The 18,536-nt window shown below is 60.8% G+C and carries 24 protein-coding genes and 1 pseudogene; 5 read left to right on the forward strand and 20 right to left on the reverse strand.

Annotated elements, in window-relative coordinates:
• Positions 1 to 121 precede the first annotated feature (121 nt).
• Positions 122 to 328 (forward strand): hypothetical protein, encoded by a 207-nt coding sequence (locus tag R3X27_RS24330; RefSeq protein WP_317711506.1) that lies wholly within the window; start codon positions 122 to 124, stop codon positions 326 to 328.
• A 92-nt stretch (positions 329 to 420) separates the two neighbouring features.
• Positions 421 to 846: a hypothetical protein gene (locus R3X27_RS24335; RefSeq protein WP_317711507.1), complete on the forward strand. Its 426-nt coding sequence runs from the start codon at positions 421 to 423 to the stop codon at positions 844 to 846.
• Here the strand turns inward: R3X27_RS24335 and R3X27_RS24340 are convergent.
• The 10 genes from R3X27_RS24340 to R3X27_RS24385 all read right to left on the reverse strand — a co-directional run bounded on the left by R3X27_RS24340 (position 801) and on the right by R3X27_RS24385 (position 8,803).
• Positions 801 to 1,670 (reverse strand): NAD(P)-dependent oxidoreductase, encoded by an 870-nt coding sequence (locus R3X27_RS24340; protein ID WP_317711508.1) that lies wholly within the window; start codon positions 1,668 to 1,670, stop codon positions 801 to 803. The two genes, R3X27_RS24335 and R3X27_RS24340, sit on opposite strands and share 46 nt — an antisense overlap.
• A gap of 121 nt (positions 1,671 to 1,791) precedes the next feature.
• Positions 1,792 to 2,772 (reverse strand): aldo/keto reductase, encoded by a 981-nt coding sequence (locus tag R3X27_RS24345; RefSeq protein WP_317711509.1) that lies wholly within the window; start codon positions 2,770 to 2,772, stop codon positions 1,792 to 1,794.
• Between the two features lie 104 nt (positions 2,773 to 2,876).
• Complete coding sequence (locus R3X27_RS24350) at positions 2,877 to 3,704, reverse strand: aldo/keto reductase (protein ID WP_317711510.1); 828 nt, start codon at positions 3,702 to 3,704, stop codon at positions 2,877 to 2,879.
• Entirely contained in the window at positions 3,704 to 4,609 is a 906-nt protein-coding gene (locus tag R3X27_RS24355) for an NAD(P)-dependent oxidoreductase (RefSeq protein WP_317711511.1), read from the reverse strand. Before R3X27_RS24355 ends, R3X27_RS24350 begins: the two co-directional genes overlap by 1 nt.
• The gene (locus R3X27_RS24360; protein ID WP_317711512.1) at positions 4,606 to 5,502 is read right to left on the reverse strand and encodes an NAD(P)-dependent oxidoreductase; all 897 of its coding nucleotides are present in this window, start codon (positions 5,500 to 5,502) and stop codon (positions 4,606 to 4,608) included. Before R3X27_RS24360 ends, R3X27_RS24355 begins: the two co-directional genes overlap by 4 nt.
• A 94-nt stretch (positions 5,503 to 5,596) precedes the next feature.
• Complete coding sequence (locus R3X27_RS24365) at positions 5,597 to 6,328, reverse strand: VIT1/CCC1 transporter family protein (protein WP_317711513.1); 732 nt, start codon at positions 6,326 to 6,328, stop codon at positions 5,597 to 5,599.
• A gap of 126 nt (positions 6,329 to 6,454) precedes the next feature.
• Entirely contained in the window at positions 6,455 to 6,892 is a 438-nt protein-coding gene (locus tag R3X27_RS24370; protein WP_317711514.1) for a diheme cytochrome c, read from the reverse strand.
• 18 nt (positions 6,893 to 6,910) lie between these two features.
• On the reverse strand, positions 6,911 to 7,303 hold the full coding sequence (locus R3X27_RS24375) for a DUF1924 domain-containing protein (protein WP_317711515.1): 393 nt from the start codon (positions 7,301 to 7,303) through the stop codon (positions 6,911 to 6,913).
• Positions 7,300 to 8,430 (reverse strand): cytochrome b/b6 domain-containing protein, encoded by a 1,131-nt coding sequence (locus tag R3X27_RS24380; protein ID WP_317711516.1) that lies wholly within the window; start codon positions 8,428 to 8,430, stop codon positions 7,300 to 7,302. The genes R3X27_RS24375 and R3X27_RS24380 overlap by 4 nt, the downstream gene beginning before the upstream one ends.
• A gap of 175 nt (positions 8,431 to 8,605) precedes the next feature.
• Positions 8,606 to 8,803, reverse strand: coding sequence for a GDCCVxC domain-containing (seleno)protein (locus R3X27_RS24385; protein WP_411572539.1), 198 nt, complete (start codon positions 8,801 to 8,803; stop codon positions 8,606 to 8,608).
• A gap of 460 nt (positions 8,804 to 9,263) precedes the next feature.
• Between R3X27_RS24385 and R3X27_RS24390 the strand changes: the two genes are divergently transcribed.
• On the forward strand, positions 9,264 to 9,650 hold the full coding sequence (locus tag R3X27_RS24390; protein WP_317711518.1) for a MerR family transcriptional regulator: 387 nt from the start codon (positions 9,264 to 9,266) through the stop codon (positions 9,648 to 9,650).
• A 21-nt stretch (positions 9,651 to 9,671) separates the two neighbouring features.
• On the opposite strand, the gene R3X27_RS24395 is transcribed toward R3X27_RS24390, so the two are convergent.
• From R3X27_RS24395 to R3X27_RS24410, 4 genes are all read right to left on the reverse strand, one after another.
• Positions 9,672 to 11,015: a HAMP domain-containing sensor histidine kinase gene (locus R3X27_RS24395; RefSeq protein WP_317711519.1), complete on the reverse strand. Its 1,344-nt coding sequence runs from the start codon at positions 11,013 to 11,015 to the stop codon at positions 9,672 to 9,674.
• Positions 11,012 to 11,683: a response regulator transcription factor gene (locus tag R3X27_RS24400; RefSeq protein ID WP_317711520.1), complete on the reverse strand. Its 672-nt coding sequence runs from the start codon at positions 11,681 to 11,683 to the stop codon at positions 11,012 to 11,014. Before R3X27_RS24400 ends, R3X27_RS24395 begins: the two co-directional genes overlap by 4 nt.
• Positions 11,684 to 11,687: 4 nt before the next feature.
• Complete coding sequence (locus tag R3X27_RS24405) at positions 11,688 to 11,975, reverse strand: PepSY domain-containing protein (protein ID WP_317711521.1); 288 nt, start codon at positions 11,973 to 11,975, stop codon at positions 11,688 to 11,690.
• Positions 11,976 to 12,084: 109 nt separating this feature from the next.
• On the reverse strand, positions 12,085 to 12,570 hold the full coding sequence (locus tag R3X27_RS24410) for an EF-hand domain-containing protein (RefSeq protein ID WP_317711522.1): 486 nt from the start codon (positions 12,568 to 12,570) through the stop codon (positions 12,085 to 12,087).
• A 711-nt stretch (positions 12,571 to 13,281) separates the two neighbouring features.
• On the opposite strand from R3X27_RS24410, the gene R3X27_RS24415 reads away from it, so the two are divergent.
• Positions 13,282 to 14,112 (forward strand): hypothetical protein, encoded by an 831-nt coding sequence (locus R3X27_RS24415; protein WP_317711523.1) that lies wholly within the window; start codon positions 13,282 to 13,284, stop codon positions 14,110 to 14,112.
• Positions 14,113 to 14,115: 3 nt separating this feature from the next.
• On the opposite strand, the gene R3X27_RS24420 is transcribed toward R3X27_RS24415, so the two are convergent.
• The 4 genes from R3X27_RS24420 to R3X27_RS24435 all read right to left on the reverse strand — a co-directional run bounded on the left by R3X27_RS24420 (position 14,116) and on the right by R3X27_RS24435 (position 17,087).
• Entirely contained in the window at positions 14,116 to 14,763 is a 648-nt protein-coding gene (locus R3X27_RS24420; RefSeq protein ID WP_317711524.1) for a response regulator transcription factor, read from the reverse strand.
• Positions 14,760 to 16,151: a sensor histidine kinase gene (locus R3X27_RS24425; RefSeq protein ID WP_317711525.1), complete on the reverse strand. Its 1,392-nt coding sequence runs from the start codon at positions 16,149 to 16,151 to the stop codon at positions 14,760 to 14,762. The genes R3X27_RS24420 and R3X27_RS24425 overlap by 4 nt, the downstream gene beginning before the upstream one ends.
• Positions 16,152 to 16,220: 69 nt before the next feature.
• Positions 16,221 to 16,418: a DUF2892 domain-containing protein gene (locus tag R3X27_RS24430; protein WP_317711526.1), complete on the reverse strand. Its 198-nt coding sequence runs from the start codon at positions 16,416 to 16,418 to the stop codon at positions 16,221 to 16,223.
• Positions 16,419 to 16,484: 66 nt separating this feature from the next.
• Positions 16,485 to 17,087 carry a Crp/Fnr family transcriptional regulator gene (locus R3X27_RS24435; RefSeq protein WP_317711528.1) on the reverse strand — a complete coding sequence of 201 codons (603 nt, stop codon included), beginning with the start codon at positions 17,085 to 17,087 and terminating at the stop codon, positions 16,485 to 16,487.
• A gap of 227 nt (positions 17,088 to 17,314) precedes the next feature.
• On the opposite strand from R3X27_RS24435, the gene R3X27_RS24440 reads away from it, so the two are divergent.
• Complete coding sequence (locus R3X27_RS24440; RefSeq protein ID WP_317711527.1) at positions 17,315 to 17,935, forward strand: class I SAM-dependent methyltransferase; 621 nt, start codon at positions 17,315 to 17,317, stop codon at positions 17,933 to 17,935.
• Here the strand turns inward: R3X27_RS24440 and R3X27_RS25735 are convergent.
• Both R3X27_RS25735 and R3X27_RS24445 read right to left on the reverse strand, forming a co-directional pair.
• Positions 17,877 to 18,173 carry a hypothetical protein gene (locus R3X27_RS25735; protein ID WP_411572540.1) on the reverse strand — a complete coding sequence of 99 codons (297 nt, stop codon included), beginning with the start codon at positions 18,171 to 18,173 and terminating at the stop codon, positions 17,877 to 17,879. The two genes, R3X27_RS24440 and R3X27_RS25735, sit on opposite strands and share 59 nt — an antisense overlap.
• Positions 18,174 to 18,184: 11 nt before the next feature.
• A pseudogene (locus R3X27_RS24445) lies at positions 18,185 to 18,536 on the reverse strand (hypothetical protein); the annotation flags it as partial.

The following is an 18,536-nucleotide window of genomic DNA, read 5'->3' on the forward strand; positions in this document are numbered from 1 at the left end:
CCAGAACAGGCTCCTGCTGACCCATATGGCAGCGGAGTGAAGACCCTCGTGCCACCCCAGGTGAGGGTGGCGCGGGGCTTTTTCGGGCACCCGGAGGACGACGAACCGAAGGGAGACCACAATGTCCGACACGACCAATGAAGATTTCGAAGCGAAGCTTGCCGGAGGTTTCATCTTGCTAAGGCCTGTCTCGGTGGCGGCCCAGGCCTGGGTGCAGGAACACCTGCCCGAGGACACGCCGTCGCTGGGACAGCACCTTGCGATCGAGACCCGGTATGCGCCTCCGATCATCGACGGTATCGAAGACGATGGCCTGACCATCGCCTGACGTCCTGCCCGCCGCCCGACGTGGTGGCGGGTGTTTTTTCGGGCGCCCTTCGGGACGGCGACAACCGCCGTCCGATAAGAGGGAGATACCCAATGAAGGATGACAACGACCGGCTGGCGGAGATTTTCCGCTCAGCCCTGGCAGCAATCCACGAACGCCTGACGTCACTCGAAGGCGACGACAGCGGAGAGGTCAGGGAGCACATCTTGGAAGACGTGCTCACCGCGGTGGTGAGGGATTCGCGGCGTAGCCCCGGAGAGATAGTAGCCAAAGACGAACTGCCGGGACTGCTCCATGCAGAAGCCAAGTTCACGATGACTATGCAGGCCGAAGTTGTGTCGGTTCTTCCCTTTCTTTTGGATTTTCTAGGTTTTCCCGCCAGTCATATGGCAATTGGTAGAAGAACGAGACACAACATTACATTCGGCAGTTTGAACTTGGTAACAATGTTTCTCCCGGGGCAGATCTCCCATCACGCGTGCTCAGCGACGGTCTCCAGTATGAGGGAGTCGTCCTGATCGCCGTGGATCTTGGCCGACTTCGAATACCATGCATGAGCGCTCGCTCCGACCGGCATCTCGACACCGCTCGCGTCGGCCATGGCGATGCAATAGCGCGCGTCTTTCTCCCGCAACCCGATCGATAGCGCGAAGGTGTCGGCCGACCGTCCCTCCAGCATCGGGCGGGACATGCGCATCGTATGCGGGCTGGCGATAGGACCGGTTCGGATCGCCTCGACCATTGTGTCCACGTCGATACCGTACTTTCCGGCCAGGACGGCAGCTTCGGCCATTGCCGTGATATGGACAGCGCCCAGCAGGTTGTTGATGAGCTTGTAGGCCGTGCCGGTGCCGGTACCCCCGAAATGCAGGATGGATTGCGAGATCACCTCCAACAGCGCGCGCGCGCGCCCGAGGTCTTCGTCCGCGGCCCCGAGCAGCAAGACAAGCTCCCCCTTGCGGGCACCGGCGGGCGGGCCATTCACCGGGCAGTCAAGATACGTGAGGCCCCGCGTCGTCGCCACCTCGGCCAGACGGGCGGAATGGGCATGCGAGATCGTCGAGCATTCAATAAGCAGCGCGCCCATGGGCATTGCACCCGCGGCACCATCCTCAGCCAGCCAGCATCGGCTCGACGCGTCGTCATCTGCGACCATCGAGAAAACGGCCTCGGCCCCGTCCGCGGCTTCCGCGGGGGTCGCTGCCTCCCGCGCCCCGAGTGCCAGCAGATCGCCGGCCTTGCCTTGGCTGCGGTTCCAGACCGTCACCTCGTGGCCGGCCTCGGCCAGGCAGGCCGCCATTCCGCTTCCCATCTTGCCCAGCCCCAAAAATCCGATCTTCATTCGTTCCTCCTGTCCTTTTGGACTGCGCCCATCTCCGGGCTCCACCCTTCCCAAGTGGCACACCACACCCTTGACGACACGCGCTGTGTTCGCGGCCGTGGACGCAGCTGCCCCAATCCTTCTACCGTGTCCGCCCCTTGCCCCACATGTCGATATCAGTGCCCAGTTCTGCCTTGAGAGGATCGGACGCCTCGGTCAGGGCCTGCAACACCGGCGCCTCGAGTTTGACCTCCAGAGTTGTCTTCAGGCGCCGGCTCTGTTCGCCGTTTCGCGTTCCGACGATCACGCCCCCAACCGCGGGGCGCGTTTTCAGCCAGCCGATGGCCAGCTCCTCCATCGACAATCCGGTTTCCTCCACGAGTCTCCACAGTGTGTCCAGAAGACGCTGCCCGGTTTCCTCGGCGCCATCCTTTCCGTGAGCCGCTTCGGGCCACTTGCGGGAGTCGAAAACGCGAGTCCGGGCGCGATCCACCGGGAAGTCCTGCAGCGACCGGTACTTCCCGGCCAGAAGCCCCTGCATCAACGAGGAGTAGCACATGATGGGAACGCCGGCCGCCTCGCATTTGGGCTGAACCTCGAACTCGATGGCGCGGGCGAACAGGTGATAGGGCAGCTGGTTGACGGAAATCTCTCCGAGGCTCAGCGCCTCGTCCAGGTCGCGGGTGCCGAAGTTGGACACGCCGTACCAGCGGATCTTTCCGTCGTCCTTCAGTTTCTTCAGCGCGCCGATGCTGTCGGCGAACGGCACGTTCCAGTTCGGCCAGTGCAGCATGTAGAGGTCGATATAGTCGGTCCCGATGTTCTTCAGGCTCCGCTCGCAGGCCGCGACCAGGTCGTCGGGTTTCATGTTCGCCCGCCCGACCTTTGAGGAAATGACCATCTCGGAACGCTTGTCCCCCAGGGCGCGGCCCAGAAGCTGTTCTGAATACCCGTTGCCATAGAGCTCAGCGGTGTCGAAGAAATTGATCCCGACATTGAAGGCCTCCTGCAGGGCTTCGACAGAATCCCTTTCTTCTTGCGGACCAAAGGCCCCGGCACCTCCCATACAGCCATAGATAATGGGACTGGTGACCAGATCGGTGTTGCCAAACGTTTGGGTCATTTTCGCATCTCTCATCGTTTGAGCCATTGTCGCGCGCAGGGGCAACCGGTCAGCCGCGTTGTCAAAGCCCGGTGGCGGACCGCGCGGGTGCCTCCGGGGTACTTTTAGTTCGTGTCCCAGGCTGGGCACCACGGTCCATCGACCAGCCGACGGCCTTCGTCCAGGGTCCGGATCGTGGCGATTTCCGCCTCCGTCAGGGCGAAGTCCTTTGCAACGAAATTCTCGGCGATCCGTGCCTGATTGCCCGAGGAAGGGATGACGATGAAGCCTTCGGCCATGAGGAATGCAAGCGCTATTTGTGCGGCCGTCGCGCCATGCTCCGCTGCAATTTCTTTCAGCCCTGCGCTGTCGTTCACACAGCCTCGGCCAAGCGGTGAATAAGCCGTCAGCGAAATGCCCCGGTCGCGGCAATGCTCGACGATGGGCCGGTTCTGCATCAGCGGATGGATTTCCACCTGGTTGGTGGCAATGGGACGGTCGCCGAGCAGCTCCAACGCCCTGTCGATGTACCGCTTCGTGAAGTTGGACACACCGATCCGTTCGGTCAGCCCGGCGTCGAAGACTTCGGCGAATTGGCCCATGTAATCCTCGATCTCGTACTCGTCACCGATCGACGGATAATGGAGCAGCAGCAGATCGACATGCTCGACTCGCAGCTTGTCGAGGGACGTCCGGGCGTGAGACATGATCTGGCCCGGGCCAAAGCTTTCGGGAGACACTTTCGTGGTCAGGAAGATGTCTGCCCGGTCGATGCCGCTGTCGGCAATCGCCGCACCGACGAATTCCTCGTTTTTGTACCCTTCGGCCGTGTCGATGTGGCGGTAGCCCACGTCAAGCGCCTGCCGGACCGTGTCATAGGCCACCTGTCCGTCCCGGTTCCACGTGCCGAAGCCGATCTGCGGAATGCCATTGATCATCCGAATGCCTGCCATCATGCGTCTCCTTCCGGTTCCAGACCATTCATGGCGGCGATGAAATCGGCCAGCATCGGCACATAGCGCTCCCCCTGCCCTGCCGCCTCCATCGCGCCGAGGTTGTTGCGAATTGCCGATTGCACCGGGTTCACCGCCCCAACGCTTGTGGCGAGGTTCGACAGGTAGCGCATGTCCTTGTGGGCGTTGGTGATCGAGAAACGATGGGCATTCTCGTCATGTTCCAGCGTCCACTTCATGAAGGTGTCATAGAAGCCATTGCGCATCCGGCTGGTGCCGATCACCTGGTGGAACTGTTCGATGCTCAGGCCCGACTTGCGAGAGATCGCCATCGCCTCCGACAGCAAGGCCGCGTTTCCAAGGGCAATGAAGTTGTTGATAAGCTTCATCTTGTGCCCCATGCCCACGGGCCCGAGATGCATGATGTTGTTGGCCCATGCACGCAGGACCGGCTCGATCCGGGCGAACGTCTCCGCATCCGCGCCGACCATCGCCCCGAGCGTGCCGTCCGCAGCATTGGCCGGCGTGCCGCCAAGCGGGGCATCGGCCATGGAAATCCCCTTCTCGGCCAATGTTTCGGCCACGTGGGCGGTGCTGACGGGGTCGGAAGTGGAGCAATCAATGACCACGCTTCCCGCTTTTGCATTGGCCACAATGCCCCCTTCGCCGCTGATCACCGCCTCGACCTGCGGCGAGCCAGAGACGCAGATGTGGATGATCTCGCTTTGCGCGGCCAGTTCGGCGACAGACGCCGCCTCGGTGGCACTCTGAGCGACAAGCTCCTCGACAGGACCACGATTGCGATGGGCCACCACGACCAGCGGGAAACCCGCCTTCAGGATGTTGGCCCCGATACCGCGGCCCATATAGCCGATGCCGATGAAGCCGACGACAGGATTGCTCAATGCTGATCCTCCGGAACGTAGTCACGCCAGTCGTGTTTTTCCTCGAAGCCGAGCATGGTCCGGATCTTCAGATTGGAGAAGAGCGCTTCGTCCTGGTGCAGTTCCCGCTTGATCGGCACCTCCGGATAGAAACGTGCGATGATCTCGCTGTTGGGGATGTTGACCGAGTTGGTGTCGTTCCCGGCATTGAATACTTGGAAACCGAGCCCGTCGGTCTTCAGGCACTGATCAACGATCTGGCCGAGATCGCGCGCGTCGATATAGCAGAAGATATTGCGCCGCCTGCAGCCTGGATCGGCAAAGAACTCCGGGAAACGCTCATACTCGTGCGGCTCCATCACATTGCCGATGCGGAGCCCGTAGATGTCGAAGCCGGATCGGCGCTGGAAGGCGCGCGCGGTCTTCTCGTTGACCACCTTGGAGAGCCCGTAGCTGTCCATCGGGTTGGTGTCGTGCTCCTCGTCGACCGGCAGGTAGTCGGGCAAAGCAACCCCATCGGCGAAGCACACGCCATAGGTCGTCTCGGAAGAGGCAAAGACGATCTTGCGGATGCCGAGCTTCACCGCCGCCTCGATCACGTTGTAGGTGCCGATGGTGTTGACCCGGAAGGTCTCGTGATCGGGGTTGATCAAAATGCGTGGCACGGCGGCGAGATGCACAACTGCATCGAAAGCCGGCACACCCGTGCCAGGCTCCAGCTCGTCGAAATCGGCGTAGCTCGTCATCACGTTGAACATCGACCCGCTGTCGGTGATGTCGGCGATCAGGTTGTCGATCCCCGGCTCGTCCAGCGGTCTCAGATCCACATTGACGACCCTGTGGCCCTTGCCAACGAGGAAACGGCACACATGTCGCCCCGCCTTGCCACTTCCGCCCGTTATCAGCACACGCATAACTTCCCCCTCGCGCTTCGCTCACATGTCTTCGACGACACCTCTCGCAGCTACTGAAACGACGATTGCCGCGATAGATCTCCCTGTCCGTCCACTATCCTCCGACGATTGCACCAACCCCGTAGGCGACGACGGCGCAAACACTACCGACGAGAACCGTTTCGCCGACACAACGCAGCATGCTCTCCCTGGTCGACCACCACCGTAGAATGCCCAACAGGACGAGCGCCGAGAACGTGGCGGCGACCGAGGCGTAGAAAGTCGCGACTGTCGGTTCGAACAGGAAATAGGGCGCCAGCGGTATGGCTCCGAAAGTGACGAAGGACAGGAAGGTCATCAGCCCGTCAAGCGCCGGAGAGCCGTTGCGCATGTCCGGCATTTCCAGCTCGTAGCTCATCATCATGTCGGCGACGAGTTCCGGGCATTGGATCAGCTCGCGGGACATCCGATCTGCGGCAACGGGTTCAAGGCCGCGCTCAACCAGCATCTGGACCAGCTCGCGCCGCTCGTGCTCCGGGTTTGCTTCCAGCTCCTCCAGTTCGATCCTGCGATGCGAGACATAGAGATCTCGTTGCGATCGGGTCGACAGGAACTCCCCCAACCCCATCGAGACCGCGTCCGCAAAGAGATTTGCCAGGCCGAACACGAGAACCGCCAGGGCACCGATCTGTGCCGCGCCATCGGCAGAGGCACCCGCGAAACCGGCGACAATGGCGAATGTGGTGACAATCCCGTCATTGCCGCCATAGACGATCTGCTTCAGATACTCCTGTATTTGTCCCAGACCGTGTTCTTCCCGGCGATGAATGCCCCAGTCGATGTTCACTTATGCTGCCTCTGTTCGCGTATCGTTTTCCAAAGGATATCACCCTCCTCCTGACAACAGGCTGACGGAGATTCAAAAGGCGGAGGGACGTGCCGGCGCAACCAAGCATGCACGTCCTCTGGTTTTTCAATCGTCCTCGAAGATCCCCTGTTCCGCCTGTTTGTGGCAGGCATTGCAATTGGCCCAGGACTTCGCCTGTTCGAACTGGCGCTTCGAGACCTCTTCCTCATGTTCATGCCGGAACCACGGCAAATCGGAGATGCGCAACGGCACGGTGCTTCCCTTCGAACGATCCCGTCCGGCATTCGCAACGAGATAGGCCTCGATCTCGGCGCGGGTCTCCTCGTCCAGCCCGGCATTCTCGCCAAAATGATCGTCCAGAGCGTCCATCATGACACTCCATGATTGCGGCGGCAGGAACCCGGCCGGGTAGGCCATATGACAGGCGCTGCATTCTTCCAGTGTGGCGGCATGGGTCACGGGCGGCATGTATTCCATCTCGTCGGCAAATGCGCCTCCCGAGTGCGCAATGGCGGCGATGGCAAAAAGCAGGATATGTTTCATGGTCAATTTCCGTGTGGGTCAGAGGCTGGCGAGCCAGGCGATGACATCGGCCTTTTCGGCTGCGGTGCAGTCGCGGCCGAGCACGGAATTGCAATTCCGGCCGAACCATTTCTCGACGAACTTGAGATCGGTGAACCGCTCCGGGTTGGCCGAGGGCGCCAGCGGCTCGATCGGCTTGCCGGTCCGGGCTTGTCCGGCGCTCTTCGGGTCAGCCGTGTGGCAGGTCGTGCAGGAGGGCGTGTCGGGCTTGCCGCCGGTGTGATCGGCCATGAACAAGGCCTGCCCACGCTCGGCGGATGCTTCCGCGCCAGCCTTGGTCGAGTATTGCGCAAGCAACTCGGCGGGTGTGGTCGATTGCGCGACAGCGGGCGCAGCCAGAAGGGCAATTGGCAGAACCAACAGGTATTTCATCTGGGTGTCTCCTTGGAAATTCGGATCTGGAAGGGGCTGAACCATCCGGTCTCGGCATCGGCATGACAGGCAGAACAGTTCGATTTCGAGTAGATGGGAGCACGGAAGAAGGTCCTTTCCGATAGGCTCTCGTGCAGATCGGCCCAGGCGCGTGTTTCGGTGATCGAGCCGGTCGGATCTTCCCTCGCGCCGGCAAACTGGTGGGCTGGCCGGGTCTGCGCGGTCGACGCGTCATGGGAGATCAGCCATTCGGTGATCCGGGCGTTGGTCTCTGAATCGAGGCTGGCATCTTCGCCAAAGTGTTCGTCAAGGCCGCCCATGATCTCCCGCCATTCCACTGCCGACAAAAGGCTGGGGTGATAGGCGAGGTGGCAGGCGGTGCATTCCTCGGCAAAGATCTCGTCGAGCTCGACCACCGGAGCGAAAGCGGGGGCATGGGTGTTCTGCCGCAGGCTCACCGCAATGGCGCCTGCCAATATGGCAATGACCAACAAGGCGAGGCGCGGGTATGCACGCGCGAGATGGCTGGGGTGATCGCCGGGACGGCTCTCCTTGATGCCGGTTACCATCGAGCGGGCGAGGTTCTCATGGCTGCGTCGGCTCTCGAGGATCGCGGCGACGACATGCGCAAGGATCATGACAAGAAGCAGCAGTGCCAGGACTTCGTGGAGCTCCAGACCGGCCTCTCCAATCGCGTAGGGCAGCGAGAGGAACGGCCCTGTTTTCATGGCTCCCCCGAGCCCCGCCAACCCGGTGTGGGCGAGCAATCCCACGACAGCCATCAAGCCAAGCATCATCAGGCCACCGGCCGGGTTGTGACCCAGGTGCCGGCCAGTATCTCCTCCCGTCAGATGGGACAGGATCTCGGCCGGCTTGCGCAGGAAGTCCCGGAACCGGGCATGAGTGGGCCCGAGAAATCCCCAGACAATGCGTGCCGCGACCAGCGCCATAGCGATCAGTCCGGATGCGATGTGTAGCGCGATATACTGCGCTCCGAGAATGAATCCGGTTACAGCGGCGGTGCTGATGCTGGCAACAAGCGACCAATGGAACAGGCGCACCCATATATCCCAGACTCGCACCGGCTCCCCCGACGGGGCAAATCGTGTGGATGTCGCGTCAGTCATTCTTTGCCTCCAACACCTAAAACAGGCGACTGAAGGCAAGGTCTCATAGTGGCACTGACACCGGCCTGATCAAGGCTGTCAGCGAGCTGTCAGATTTGTTGCCCGAACGTTTTGGTCTGCGAACGGCGCCTCGGAACGCCAGTTCTTGAAGCGCGGCCGCAGAGGTCGTGTTCAATCAACCGCAGCAGCTGTCGCCTTTCTGGATCGGCGGACAGGGCACGGTTCCGTAGGAACAGAAAACGCAGCAATCGCCGGGGAGAGGTTTCAGAACCTCTCCGCAGGATTTGCATTCATAGAACCATTGGCAACTGTCGGTCGGCATGGTCTCGGTTTCGGACTTTCCGCATTTCGGACAGGTAATGGTACTCTTCAACTCAACTGTCTGGGTGTTCACGTTCGGCTACTCCGCAATAGGGAAAACATCGCTCGCGCCGCTTCGTCTTCCCAAAGGGACGAGGATGCCGCCAGAAGGAATGAAACGGTCGCGAACCCGAGGATAACAAGGGTCGAACGTCGTCTCCGTGCGCAAGGCCAACGACGCCACAGGCGCAACCAACCCCAGATCAGCACCGCCCCGACAACGATGAGTATCTCGGTCTGGTAGGCGACAAATGGGCCAAGCATCGTCAACCACGCACCGCCAAGGCCAATGATTGAGAGCCCGATCGGCAAGACGCAGCAGGACGCGGAAAGAAGCGCCAGGACGCCGGCCGAACCGACAAACAGGCGGCTTGGACCTCGGTCAGGAGTTTCGGCAAGATGATCTGTGTTCGACATCATGCAGCAGACCATGCATCCTGTAGCAACTACAGGTTCAAGCGAAAGTTCATCACATGCACGCGATTGGCGAAGCATCCCGACGAAGCGGGGTGCCGATTGAAACAATCCGCTACTATGAGCGGGAAGGCGTCATCGCAAAGGCTGAAAGAACCGCCTCCGGTCGAAGGGTCTACACCGAGGCGGCGGTCGCTGAACTGCGATTCATCCGGCGATGCCGCGACCTGGGGTTCCCGCTTCCGATCGCCTGCAAGCTCTACGCGTTGTCCTCTGAAGAAACCGCCGATTGCAGCGAGGTCCGGGATTTTGGCTTGTCGCAACTGGACGAGGTGAATTCCAAGATCTCCGAGTTGCAGGAGCTTGCGTCGGCTCTTGAGGAACTGACCGCCAACTGCGCTGAAGGATCCACCAAGTGCCCCATGCTTGACCGGCTTCGGTCGTAACAACGCCGGTCGCAATGGCCGTCACCCTTTCGGCAGGATCACGTGCACCGACAACCCAGGCGTGCCGGGGTGAAGGTCCAATCTGCCGCCGAGGGTTTCGGCAAGTTCGGAGGCGATAGCCAGCCCGAAACCGCTACCGGCAGAGGTTTCATCGGCCCGAACGCCCCGGCGCGTTATCTCTGCTAAGCGATCGGGCGGGATGCCGGGACCGTCGTCGACAATCCGGATCTCCACCATCTGGCCGTCCACATGGGCATCTATCCCGACACGAGACTTCGCATGGCGGGCGGCATTCTCCGCGATGGCACCCAATATCTCGGTCAGGTCGCCCGCGTCGGCCGCCATGGAAAGATCCGGCGGAATGTCGACATGCCAGTTCTTCTCATTGCCCGGCGATGTGCGGCGCAAGACCCGAAGAACAGCCTCCACGACCTCGCCGACACCGCACTGTGCGGTTTTACGATGCAGCGACGCACGCGCGCGCATCAACTCCCGGTCGACATGCCCCCGCATCGTCTCGACGGTTTCCTCGATGGCCTCGGCATGTTCGACCTGTCCACCCGCCCGCAAGCGTCCCGCCTCGCCGAGCATCGCCTGAAGCGGTGTCTTGAACCCGTGTGCCAGATCCGCGGCGCGCATTCCGGCACGGGAAACCTCCTCTTCGCGTTCTGCGAGAAGCGCATCCACCTTTTTGGCCAAAGGGATCACTTCAGTTGGAAAATCCTCGCCAAGCCGCTGCGAGGAACCAGAACGAATACTGGCGATCCGGGCTTCTACACGCCCGAGCGGACGCAGCCCGATGGCCACCTGAGCGGCCATTGCAAGGATCAACACCGCGGCAAGGACGGCCAGATAGGGTAAAAGGTCCGAAGCAAACTCGTGACTGGCAGCCCGAAGGTCCGCCCGATCCACGGCAACCGCAGCCCGCATCGGCGTCTCGCCCAGTCTTGCAGGAAGGATCACACTCCGTTCGACCGTCAGGATCGATTGCTCAGCGGGCCCTTTAAGCATGTGGACATGTTCCCCTCCATCGGGAAGTTCATCGTCAGGCAACGGGATTTCGTGATCCCAGAGTGAACGGGACCGAAGAAGCCCCCCTTCCACCGCAATCTGCCAGTAAAGACCGCCGAGCGGGCGGCTGAAGCGTGGATCGGCCGGCTGGTTGGAGAGATAGATCTGCCCGTCCGCATCCCGTTCGACCCCTGAAAGGACCTGGTCGAGTTGCACCGACAATTCCGCCAGCGCACGGCGCTCCACATGGGCCGAGAACAGAAGCGATATCCCAACGGCGGCAATCGCCAGCGCGACCACGACCGCGATCGTCCCGGTCGCGAGGAGCCGCCAGCGAAGCGAATAGGACTTCACGCGTTCGGCTCCGGCGGTTCGAGGAAATACCCGAAGCCGCGGCGGGTTCCGAGGATCCCGGGGCCGAGCTTCCGGCGCAGGCGCGTAATGACTGCTTCCAGTGCATTGGCCTCACGGGCATCTTCATCACCATAGAGATGCTCAAGCAACTCGCCTGGGGCGATGATCCTGTCCCGGTGCAGCATCAGGTAGGCGAGGAGCCGGTACTCGAGCGCCGTGACCGACATCGGAACCCCGCGCAGGGAAACCGACATCCGGTTCGTATCGACGACAAGGTCGCCCGCCTCCTGCAAGGCCGAACCACGCCCTGCCGACCGCCGCACCAGCGCCCGGGCGCGTGCCACCAGTTCCTCCATGCGGAAGGGTTTGGGCAGGTAGTCGTCTGCGCCAGCATCTATCCCTTCCACCCGTTCCGTCCAGGCACCGCGCGCTGTCAGCACGAGAACAGGCATGTCCCGGCCATTGCCGCGCCAGCGCTTCAGCACTGTCAGACCGTCCACTTGTGGCAGGCCAAGATCCAGCACAACGAGGTCGTAGTCTTCAGTGTCGCCAAGAAACCAGGCTTCCTCGCCATCCGCGCAGCTCTCCACCCGGAACCCCACGCTCTGAAGCGCCGTCCCCAGGTCGGAGGCAATCCTCGCGTCATCCTCGACGACGAGCGCGCGCATTGGATCAATCCTCCTCTTCCTCAAGAACCTCGCCGGTTGTGGCGTCTACCAGGACTTCGAGTATGCGACCGTCTGGCGTGATCAGCTCGAACTCGTAAACATACTGCCCGTGTTCGCGCTCCAGTTCGACCTCGAGCAGTGTCGCGGAGTAGCGATCCGACACATCCTGCATCACCGCGGCGAGAGGGAGGATCTCGCTGCGGGAGGCCGCCTCGCGGGCAAGGTTATGGTCGGACTCGGCAAGGCCCGGTCCGGCAAGAATGAGAGTCAGGAAGAGGTATGCGTATTTCACAGGCGCCAGTATCGCGGATTCGACCTGACAGCGGCCTGACAGCCGCTGCCTTCGTCTCGCATACCATCATGTCAGGCGCACGCATTCCAGCTTGTGCGGCCATTGCGGCTCAACCGTTGTTCCACCGCATCCCGCGCCCTTGGCCATTGCCCCGACCGTTTCCTCGACTCGCACCCATTTCGGTGCGCCCGAAATCCGTAGCGGTCAGAACGCCATCACCGTTGAGGTCCATCCTGTCGCGCCAGATTTGCGCGCCGGCCACGTATTCCGCCTGGGTGACCCGCCCGTCTCCATCGGCATCGATCTGTGTACGGACAACCTGCCAGGTACCGCGCAGAGAATTCGTCTGCCGGCCACCGACAGATTGCGGCGTGATCCGGTCGAACTCGGCCGCGGAAAGAGCGCCATCGCCATTCGTGTCATAGGTGCTGAAGAGCGCAGCCCGACGTGTCTCGACCTCGCTCAGAGTAACCCTGCCATCATTGTTCGCGTCCCAACGCGCCCAAAAGCTACCGCCGGACACAACGTGCTGGGCAAGGGCGGCGGTCCCGAGAACGGCCAGTGTCACCGCAAGCGGAAGAGCGATGCGTGTCATGATATCCTCCAATACATCAACGTTGCGCATTCCTGATACGCACCCTGCTCCCGTTTCCGTCGCCTGTCAGCAACAACACTTGATCTCGCGGAAGAAGAGGCCTGGAAATAACGAGCGCCCCGAAATTGGGGATGCGGGGCGCTCGGCGGCCAAAATGAGGCCTTGCGCTCAGAGGACCACTCAACCCCTTAACGCGTTCAGAAATAATAATGTTTTTGCTGGTTTGGCAACTCGACCTTTGAATGCCGTGCATCCAATTTCCTCGCCTACCGGATGCCGCTCTTGCATGGAACTCTCTGCCGCGGAAAAGAGGGCCAGTAGGCAACTCCAAGTCATCCCGCGCCGAAGCCAGGCCCATTCAGTTTCTCATGCGGCTAAATATGAGGCGTCGTACGAACATCAGGGGTTTCGGTTTCGATGGCATCGCAATTATCGTCAGCGTCGCCTGCGGACATGTCCCCCTCAACACCAGATAAGACACCACGAAGTGGGACTTGCTGTGTGCAGGTCATGGATCTGCGCAATCTTGGCAAGGCAACACGCGAAGCCCCGGATTGGCATCCGTTGGCAACGAACCGGACCTAATTGACAACGCCGCCCGACCAAGGTCCGAAGATTTCACCAGTCCAGCCGGGTTTCATGTCTCCATCGGGCAATCGCCCTGCCAAATCACTGCCTCACGTATCCCGTGGGCCAATTGGGAGATATCACATGTTGAAAGAAGTCCGGGACCTGTTGTCCTCCACCGCAAGCCTTGCCATTGCCGCGGCTCTTTTCGTCTCCGCGCCGTTTGAGATTCGCCTCGACAGCGAGACTGCGTTGGTTTCGTTCGAAAGCTCCGTGGCCTGGGCCAAAGATAGCGACCGGGATGGCGATGACGACGATGACGATGACGATGACGATGACGATGACGACGATGACGATGACGATGACGATGACGATGACGATGACGATGACGATGACGATGACGATGACGATGACGATGATCGGGATGACGACGACCGCTCTGGCAAGGGTGGCGGAGGTCGGGACGGCGATCGTGACGATGATGATGATGACAATAGCGGTCGCAGCAATAGCAGAGACAACCGGAGCGACCGGGAGGATGACGACGACGATGACAATGGCATCGAGGTGACGTTCAGCGACGGCACCAAGATCGAGATCGAGAACGGTCGCTTTGAGCGCAAGGATTCCAGAGGCCGAACCATTGAGGAACGGCCGGCGCGCAAAAGCGACTACGCGAAGCTTCGGCAGGCTGGCGCGGCATCGGGTGCCGGCACGAAGAGCGCCTCATCGGGCGGCGGCAGGAAAACAAGCACGGAAGGCGGCCGGGCTGCCGGAAACGGCAAGTTCCGCGGGGGCGGGAAGGTCGCGAAGGCCGAGTCCAGCGGTGGAAACATCGAAGTCACCTACACGGACGGCTGGAAGGAAGAGATCGAAAACGGTCGCTATGAACTTAAGGATTCGCAGAACCGGACTGTGGTCGAGCGGCGTGCGCGGCAATCCGATGTTACCCGCCTTTCCAAGGCGTTCCGGTAGGGATCAGGTTTCCGGCCAGCGGCCGTGCGCCATCAGCGCGGCCTCTGTCCGGTTTCGGACCTGGAGTTTCTGAAGAATGATGGTCATGTAATGCTTGACCGTCTTCTCCTGGAGGTCGAGCGCCCGCCCGACCTCCTTGTTGCTTTTGCCGGTCGCAACGAGCCTAAGGATCTCCTCCTCGCGCGCGGTTAGGCTGTCCAGCGGATCGTCCTCGGCATCTGCCTTCGCAGGGGATCGCATCGCCTGCAGGACCTTCATGGCAAGGCCGGGCGAGACGTAGCTACGCCCGGCTGCCAGATCTTCGACCGCTGCCAGCAAGTCCCTGCCGCCTATCCCTTTCAGAATGTATCCGTCCGCGCCGGATTTCAGTGCGGTGAAAATGTCCTCATCGTCTTCGGAAACGGTCAGGATCGCTACAACCGGTGGCGTGTCGAGTTTCTTTATCTCTCCAAGCGCCCACAACCCGCCATCCGGCATGGACAAGTCCAGCAGCACAAGGTCAGGCAGATGCTCGTTTGCCATGTCCAACGCGCTCCTTCCTGTCTCGGCCTGCCCGACAACGACCGTCCCCTCATCGGAGTCGAGCAGCGCTGCGACACCTTCCCGAAACAGCGGGTGGTCATCCGCGATCAAGACGCGCAATTGGGTCATGTCCATTCTCCCAGATCGAGTTCCAGCCGAAGCTCACCGCCCCCTTCCGCTCGCCTCCCTGCGTGGAATGCGCCGCCAAGGCTTTCCACACGGTCGCGCAACCCTGACAAGCCGAGACCGTACGGGGTGTGCGACCGATCGAAACCAGTACCTGCATCATGCACCAAAAGGACCAGCCGGGTCTGATCGCAGGCAAGGTCAACCTCCATTCCGGCACCATCCGCGTGACGGCTGGCATTGTTCAGACCCTCCTGCACGAAGCGGAACAGGCAAAGTCGCGCGGCAAGCGGCATGTCCACCGACATGGCGCACGAAGCATTCACTGCAACATTGTCGCCGGTCCGGGACCTGTGTTCTTCGACGGCCATCTCAACGATCTCGGCGGACTGCTTCTCAGCTACATCAGGTAAGGACAGCCCGCGTGAGATGGTTCGGATCTCGGCAAGGGCCGCCGAGATGGCGCCCTCGACCCGATCTATCTCTTGTCGGCGGTCTGGGATCGCTTGCCCATCCCGCAAGGCGTCAAGCCTGAGGGCCGCGAATGCAAGCTGTTGCGCCGGACCGTCATGCAGGTCCGCCCCTATCTGGCGCATGGAGCGGTCCGCACGCTCCGCGGAACGTCCGGCTGCGTCGCGAACGCGCCGACGCAAGTTCTGGTTGTGGGTGGAGAGGGATTCGAGGTCTCGAAACTGACTCTGGAGCCTCTCCTGTTGCCGCTCGATCACCCGACTTCCGCGAAGCACGATCAGGTAGAGAACAAGCCCAAGCCCGCCGAACGCACCGAACACTGCCAGCCATGAGTCTCGCCGCGCCCATGCGAGATCCGCCGCGAGTTGCTCGTGCACCTCGTAGAACTCGGCAACGGCAATGATCTCGCCGGAATAGTACTCCCGGATCGGCGTATAGATTTCGAGCAGTGGGAGGCCGAGCTTCTGCTCGCCAGCGTCTTCTGCGTCGCCGAGGGCCTCGAATTCGGCAGCCACCTGGCCTTCCCAGGCAGAGCGAAGTCCGTCTGTTACCGGGAAGATCTCGCCGACAATTGTTGGATCTGAGGCTTCGACAACCTTCCCCCCCTGTTTCCAGATCTTGTAGGAAATCACGCGTTCGCCGATGGGTGTGTTCTGGAAAATCTCCTCCAAGGCGCGCCGGGCACCGGGCGAGAGGGTTTCCTGATCCGCGAATTGCTGTCCGATTGGAGCGAGCACACTCTCCATGAAGAGCGCCGTCGAATTCGCGCTGTTCCTGACCACGTTCTCCTCGATCCGACCAACGACGACCGTCCCGACAAGGATCGCAACCGCAACAAGGACAGCACCGCTGGCAATCGCGTATTGCGTGGCCAACGGCGCGCCTTTCCAGAGGGACGGATTCTTCTCACGGGGCTCCATTGCCCTTCTTATGGGATGTTTCGGCCGCGCCGGATACGGCCTTTGGTCCGAAGCGGCTGACAGATCAGATTATGACGTCTTCGAAAGCGGACAGGTCTTGAAGCCGAAGATGGCATAGAGCGGGCAATAGCCAATCAATCCCGTCACAAGCGGCACGAGGCCGATCAAGCCCCAGGGCGTTTCCGGGCCGATAAAGACCAGGGGCAACAGGATCAGGCCGAGAATGATGCGCAATGCGCGATCGAAGGTACCTTCGTTTCGGGACATGGTGGTTCTCCTATGCAAGTTTCGAGCTCAGTCTCGCAGAGAGCGCCGATCCTGTCGGTGACATTGTCACCCGGTCTCTTGCGCGATCCGTTCGAGCCCGACGAAATCAAGGATTTCGATCTCGCCGCGCCGGCGCGCGATGATCCCGTTGCGCTCGAACTCGGCTAGGCGTCGGCTGACGAAGGCGCGCCCGGATGCTGTTTCAGCGGCAAGGCTCTCATGTGTCATCTGAAGCACGCCGTTGGTGGCAAGCCGGGTCAACACGCGTGCCAGCCGGGCATCGAAACCAGTCAAGGCGACCTCTTCGACGAGCTGTTCGTAATCGGAAAACCGTTCTGCAACGGCGCGAAACACACCCGCTCTGAACGCCGCATCCTCCGCGAGATTGCGCTGAAACGCTGCGTGCGGAACGATCTCTCCTTCGATATCTGTCTCTGCACGACCTTCGGCCGAGTATCGCCGCCCATCGATGAGACAGGAAAATGTCTGCAAGCAAAGTCCGCCGGGCGCTACCCGGTAGAGCACGACCTCCCGCCCATTCTCGGCTGTCAGAGAGACCCGGATGCTACCGGAATGCAGCCGAACGAAACCGGGACATTCCTGCCCGGGGCTGAACAGGACCGAACCGGCCGGGAGGCGAAGCGGATGGGCATTTGAGCGTGTTGGCATGAGTGCGACGATAAGAACAGCCACACCAATTTGCCATCGGGAGCCTTCACGCAATCGAAAGGCAAGCAACAACTCGGACGGGGTTTATTGACGCAGACCCGCCTCTCCTCAGTCGGGCTCGACGAGCCGCTGAATCGGTTTTCGTTCTCCTGCAACTTCGCCGCAAGCTTGAACGAATTCCACGTGGAGAATATGTTGGGTGGTGCGAACAAACCAGAAAGTGAACCATGGAGAACAGCCGAACGACGCATTGGGAGCAGGTCTACACCGAGAAATCCAATGCCGAGCTGAGTTGGCATCAGGAGGATCCCGCAACGTCCCTTGACCTCGCCAATCTGGCCGGGGTGACATCGGAATCCTCGGTCATCGACATTGGAGGTGGAACCTCTTGCTTGAGCAAGCGTCTGATGGAACAAGGCCTACGGGATCTGACGGTGCTCGACCTGTCGCCGGCGGCGCTCGCCTCGACCCGGAAGCGGCTTGGACCTCTTGGGGAGAGCATCGACTGGATTGTCGCCGACGTAACCACCTGGGAGCCGAGACGGCACTACGATCTGTGGCATGACCGCGCCGCGTTTCACTTCCTTACAGTGCCGATCGATCGCTTCGCATATATCGACAGGCTTTTACGTTGCCTAAGGCCAGGTGGGCACGCTGTTATCGCCTCCTTTGCCTCCAACGGACCTGAAACATGTAGCGGCCTTCCTGTCATGCGGTACGATCCAAAAACCCTCGCCAACGCTCTTGGACGTTCATTCGCGCCCGTAGCGTTCCGCTCTCATGTTCATCTTACACCCTGGGGCAGCGCCCAGTCATTCCAGTACGGTCTGTTTCGAAAGGTGGTCTGACAGTATCCAGCTTCATTTCTATAGGCCACTTCCTAGACGTTTTTTGGGTGCCTGAGGAGGCATTCTGAGCGTCTGATGCGGGCGGGTGTGATTGTATTCTTTGGGCCAGCAGTGGATGACGATTTTGAGCCTGTCTGGTCGTCATGCACCATTCGGCGTTCAGGGCTTCCCTTCGTAGAGTACCATCGAACCATTCTATATAACCGTTTCCCCAAGGCGAAGCCGGATAGATCTGGATGGGTTTTTCGCCTACCTTCTCAAGCCACCGCTACGAGATTTCTGATGCGAATTTGGACCATGGTCTTTATGCGTAAACTCAGGTTTGTCGTGGCGCAGGAACAGCCCGTACATGGCTTCCAGCAAATTCTCGGAACCAATCCAGGCCCACACTTCGACAACCAGTGCCTGGCGGGTATAATCGTCCCGAACCGTCAGCATCTTGTAGACACGCCATTGCTGAGTTTGTCGCGAACGAAAATCTCTGCTCCAGGCGTGCTTCGGATGTGTCGGTCGCAATCGGATGATCGAACTGTACTTGTCGAACAGACGCCGCTTCATCTTGCGCCGCTTCGGCGGTTGCACCTCGAAAGCAGGTTGCCGC

It is taken from the genome of Tropicimonas sp. TH_r6 (assembly GCF_033101155.1).
GTDB lineage: Bacteria > Pseudomonadota > Alphaproteobacteria > Rhodobacterales > Rhodobacteraceae > Tropicimonas.

Bases quoted from the DNA above. Each gene is read 5' to 3' on its own strand.
- R3X27_RS24375 (WP_317711515.1), bottom strand. From the start codon at position 7,303: ATGAAATACCTGTTGGTTCTGCCAATTGCCCTTCTGGCTGCGCCCGCT.
- R3X27_RS24410 (WP_317711522.1), bottom strand. From the start codon at position 12,570: ATGACACGCATCGCTCTTCCGCTTGCGGTGACACTGGCCGTTCTCGGG.
- R3X27_RS24340 (WP_317711508.1), bottom strand. From the start codon at position 1,670: ATGAAGATCGGATTTTTGGGGCTGGGCAAGATGGGAAGCGGAATGGCG.
- R3X27_RS24390 (WP_317711518.1), top strand. From the start codon at position 9,264: ATGCACGCGATTGGCGAAGCATCCCGACGAAGCGGGGTGCCGATTGAA.
- R3X27_RS24415 (WP_317711523.1), top strand. From the start codon at position 13,282: ATGTTGAAAGAAGTCCGGGACCTGTTGTCCTCCACCGCAAGCCTTGCC.
- R3X27_RS24345 (WP_317711509.1), bottom strand. From the start codon at position 2,772: ATGACCCAAACGTTTGGCAACACCGATCTGGTCACCAGTCCCATTATC.
- R3X27_RS24360 (WP_317711512.1), bottom strand. From the start codon at position 5,502: ATGCGTGTGCTGATAACGGGCGGAAGTGGCAAGGCGGGGCGACATGTG.
- R3X27_RS24335 (WP_317711507.1), top strand. From the start codon at position 421: ATGAAGGATGACAACGACCGGCTGGCGGAGATTTTCCGCTCAGCCCTG.
- R3X27_RS24330 (WP_317711506.1), top strand. From the start codon at position 122: ATGTCCGACACGACCAATGAAGATTTCGAAGCGAAGCTTGCCGGAGGT.
- R3X27_RS24400 (WP_317711520.1), bottom strand. From the start codon at position 11,683: ATGCGCGCGCTCGTCGTCGAGGATGACGCGAGGATTGCCTCCGACCTG.
- R3X27_RS24435 (WP_317711528.1), bottom strand. From the start codon at position 17,087: ATGCCAACACGCTCAAATGCCCATCCGCTTCGCCTCCCGGCCGGTTCG.
- R3X27_RS24440 (WP_317711527.1), top strand. From the start codon at position 17,315: ATGGAGAACAGCCGAACGACGCATTGGGAGCAGGTCTACACCGAGAAA.
- R3X27_RS24425 (WP_317711525.1), bottom strand. From the start codon at position 16,151: ATGGAGCCCCGTGAGAAGAATCCGTCCCTCTGGAAAGGCGCGCCGTTG.
- R3X27_RS24430 (WP_317711526.1), bottom strand. From the start codon at position 16,418: ATGTCCCGAAACGAAGGTACCTTCGATCGCGCATTGCGCATCATTCTC.
- R3X27_RS24420 (WP_317711524.1), bottom strand. From the start codon at position 14,763: ATGACCCAATTGCGCGTCTTGATCGCGGATGACCACCCGCTGTTTCGG.
- R3X27_RS24370 (WP_317711514.1), bottom strand. From the start codon at position 6,892: ATGAAACATATCCTGCTTTTTGCCATCGCCGCCATTGCGCACTCGGGA.
- R3X27_RS24380 (WP_317711516.1), bottom strand. From the start codon at position 8,430: ATGACTGACGCGACATCCACACGATTTGCCCCGTCGGGGGAGCCGGTG.
- R3X27_RS24350 (WP_317711510.1), bottom strand. From the start codon at position 3,704: ATGGCAGGCATTCGGATGATCAATGGCATTCCGCAGATCGGCTTCGGC.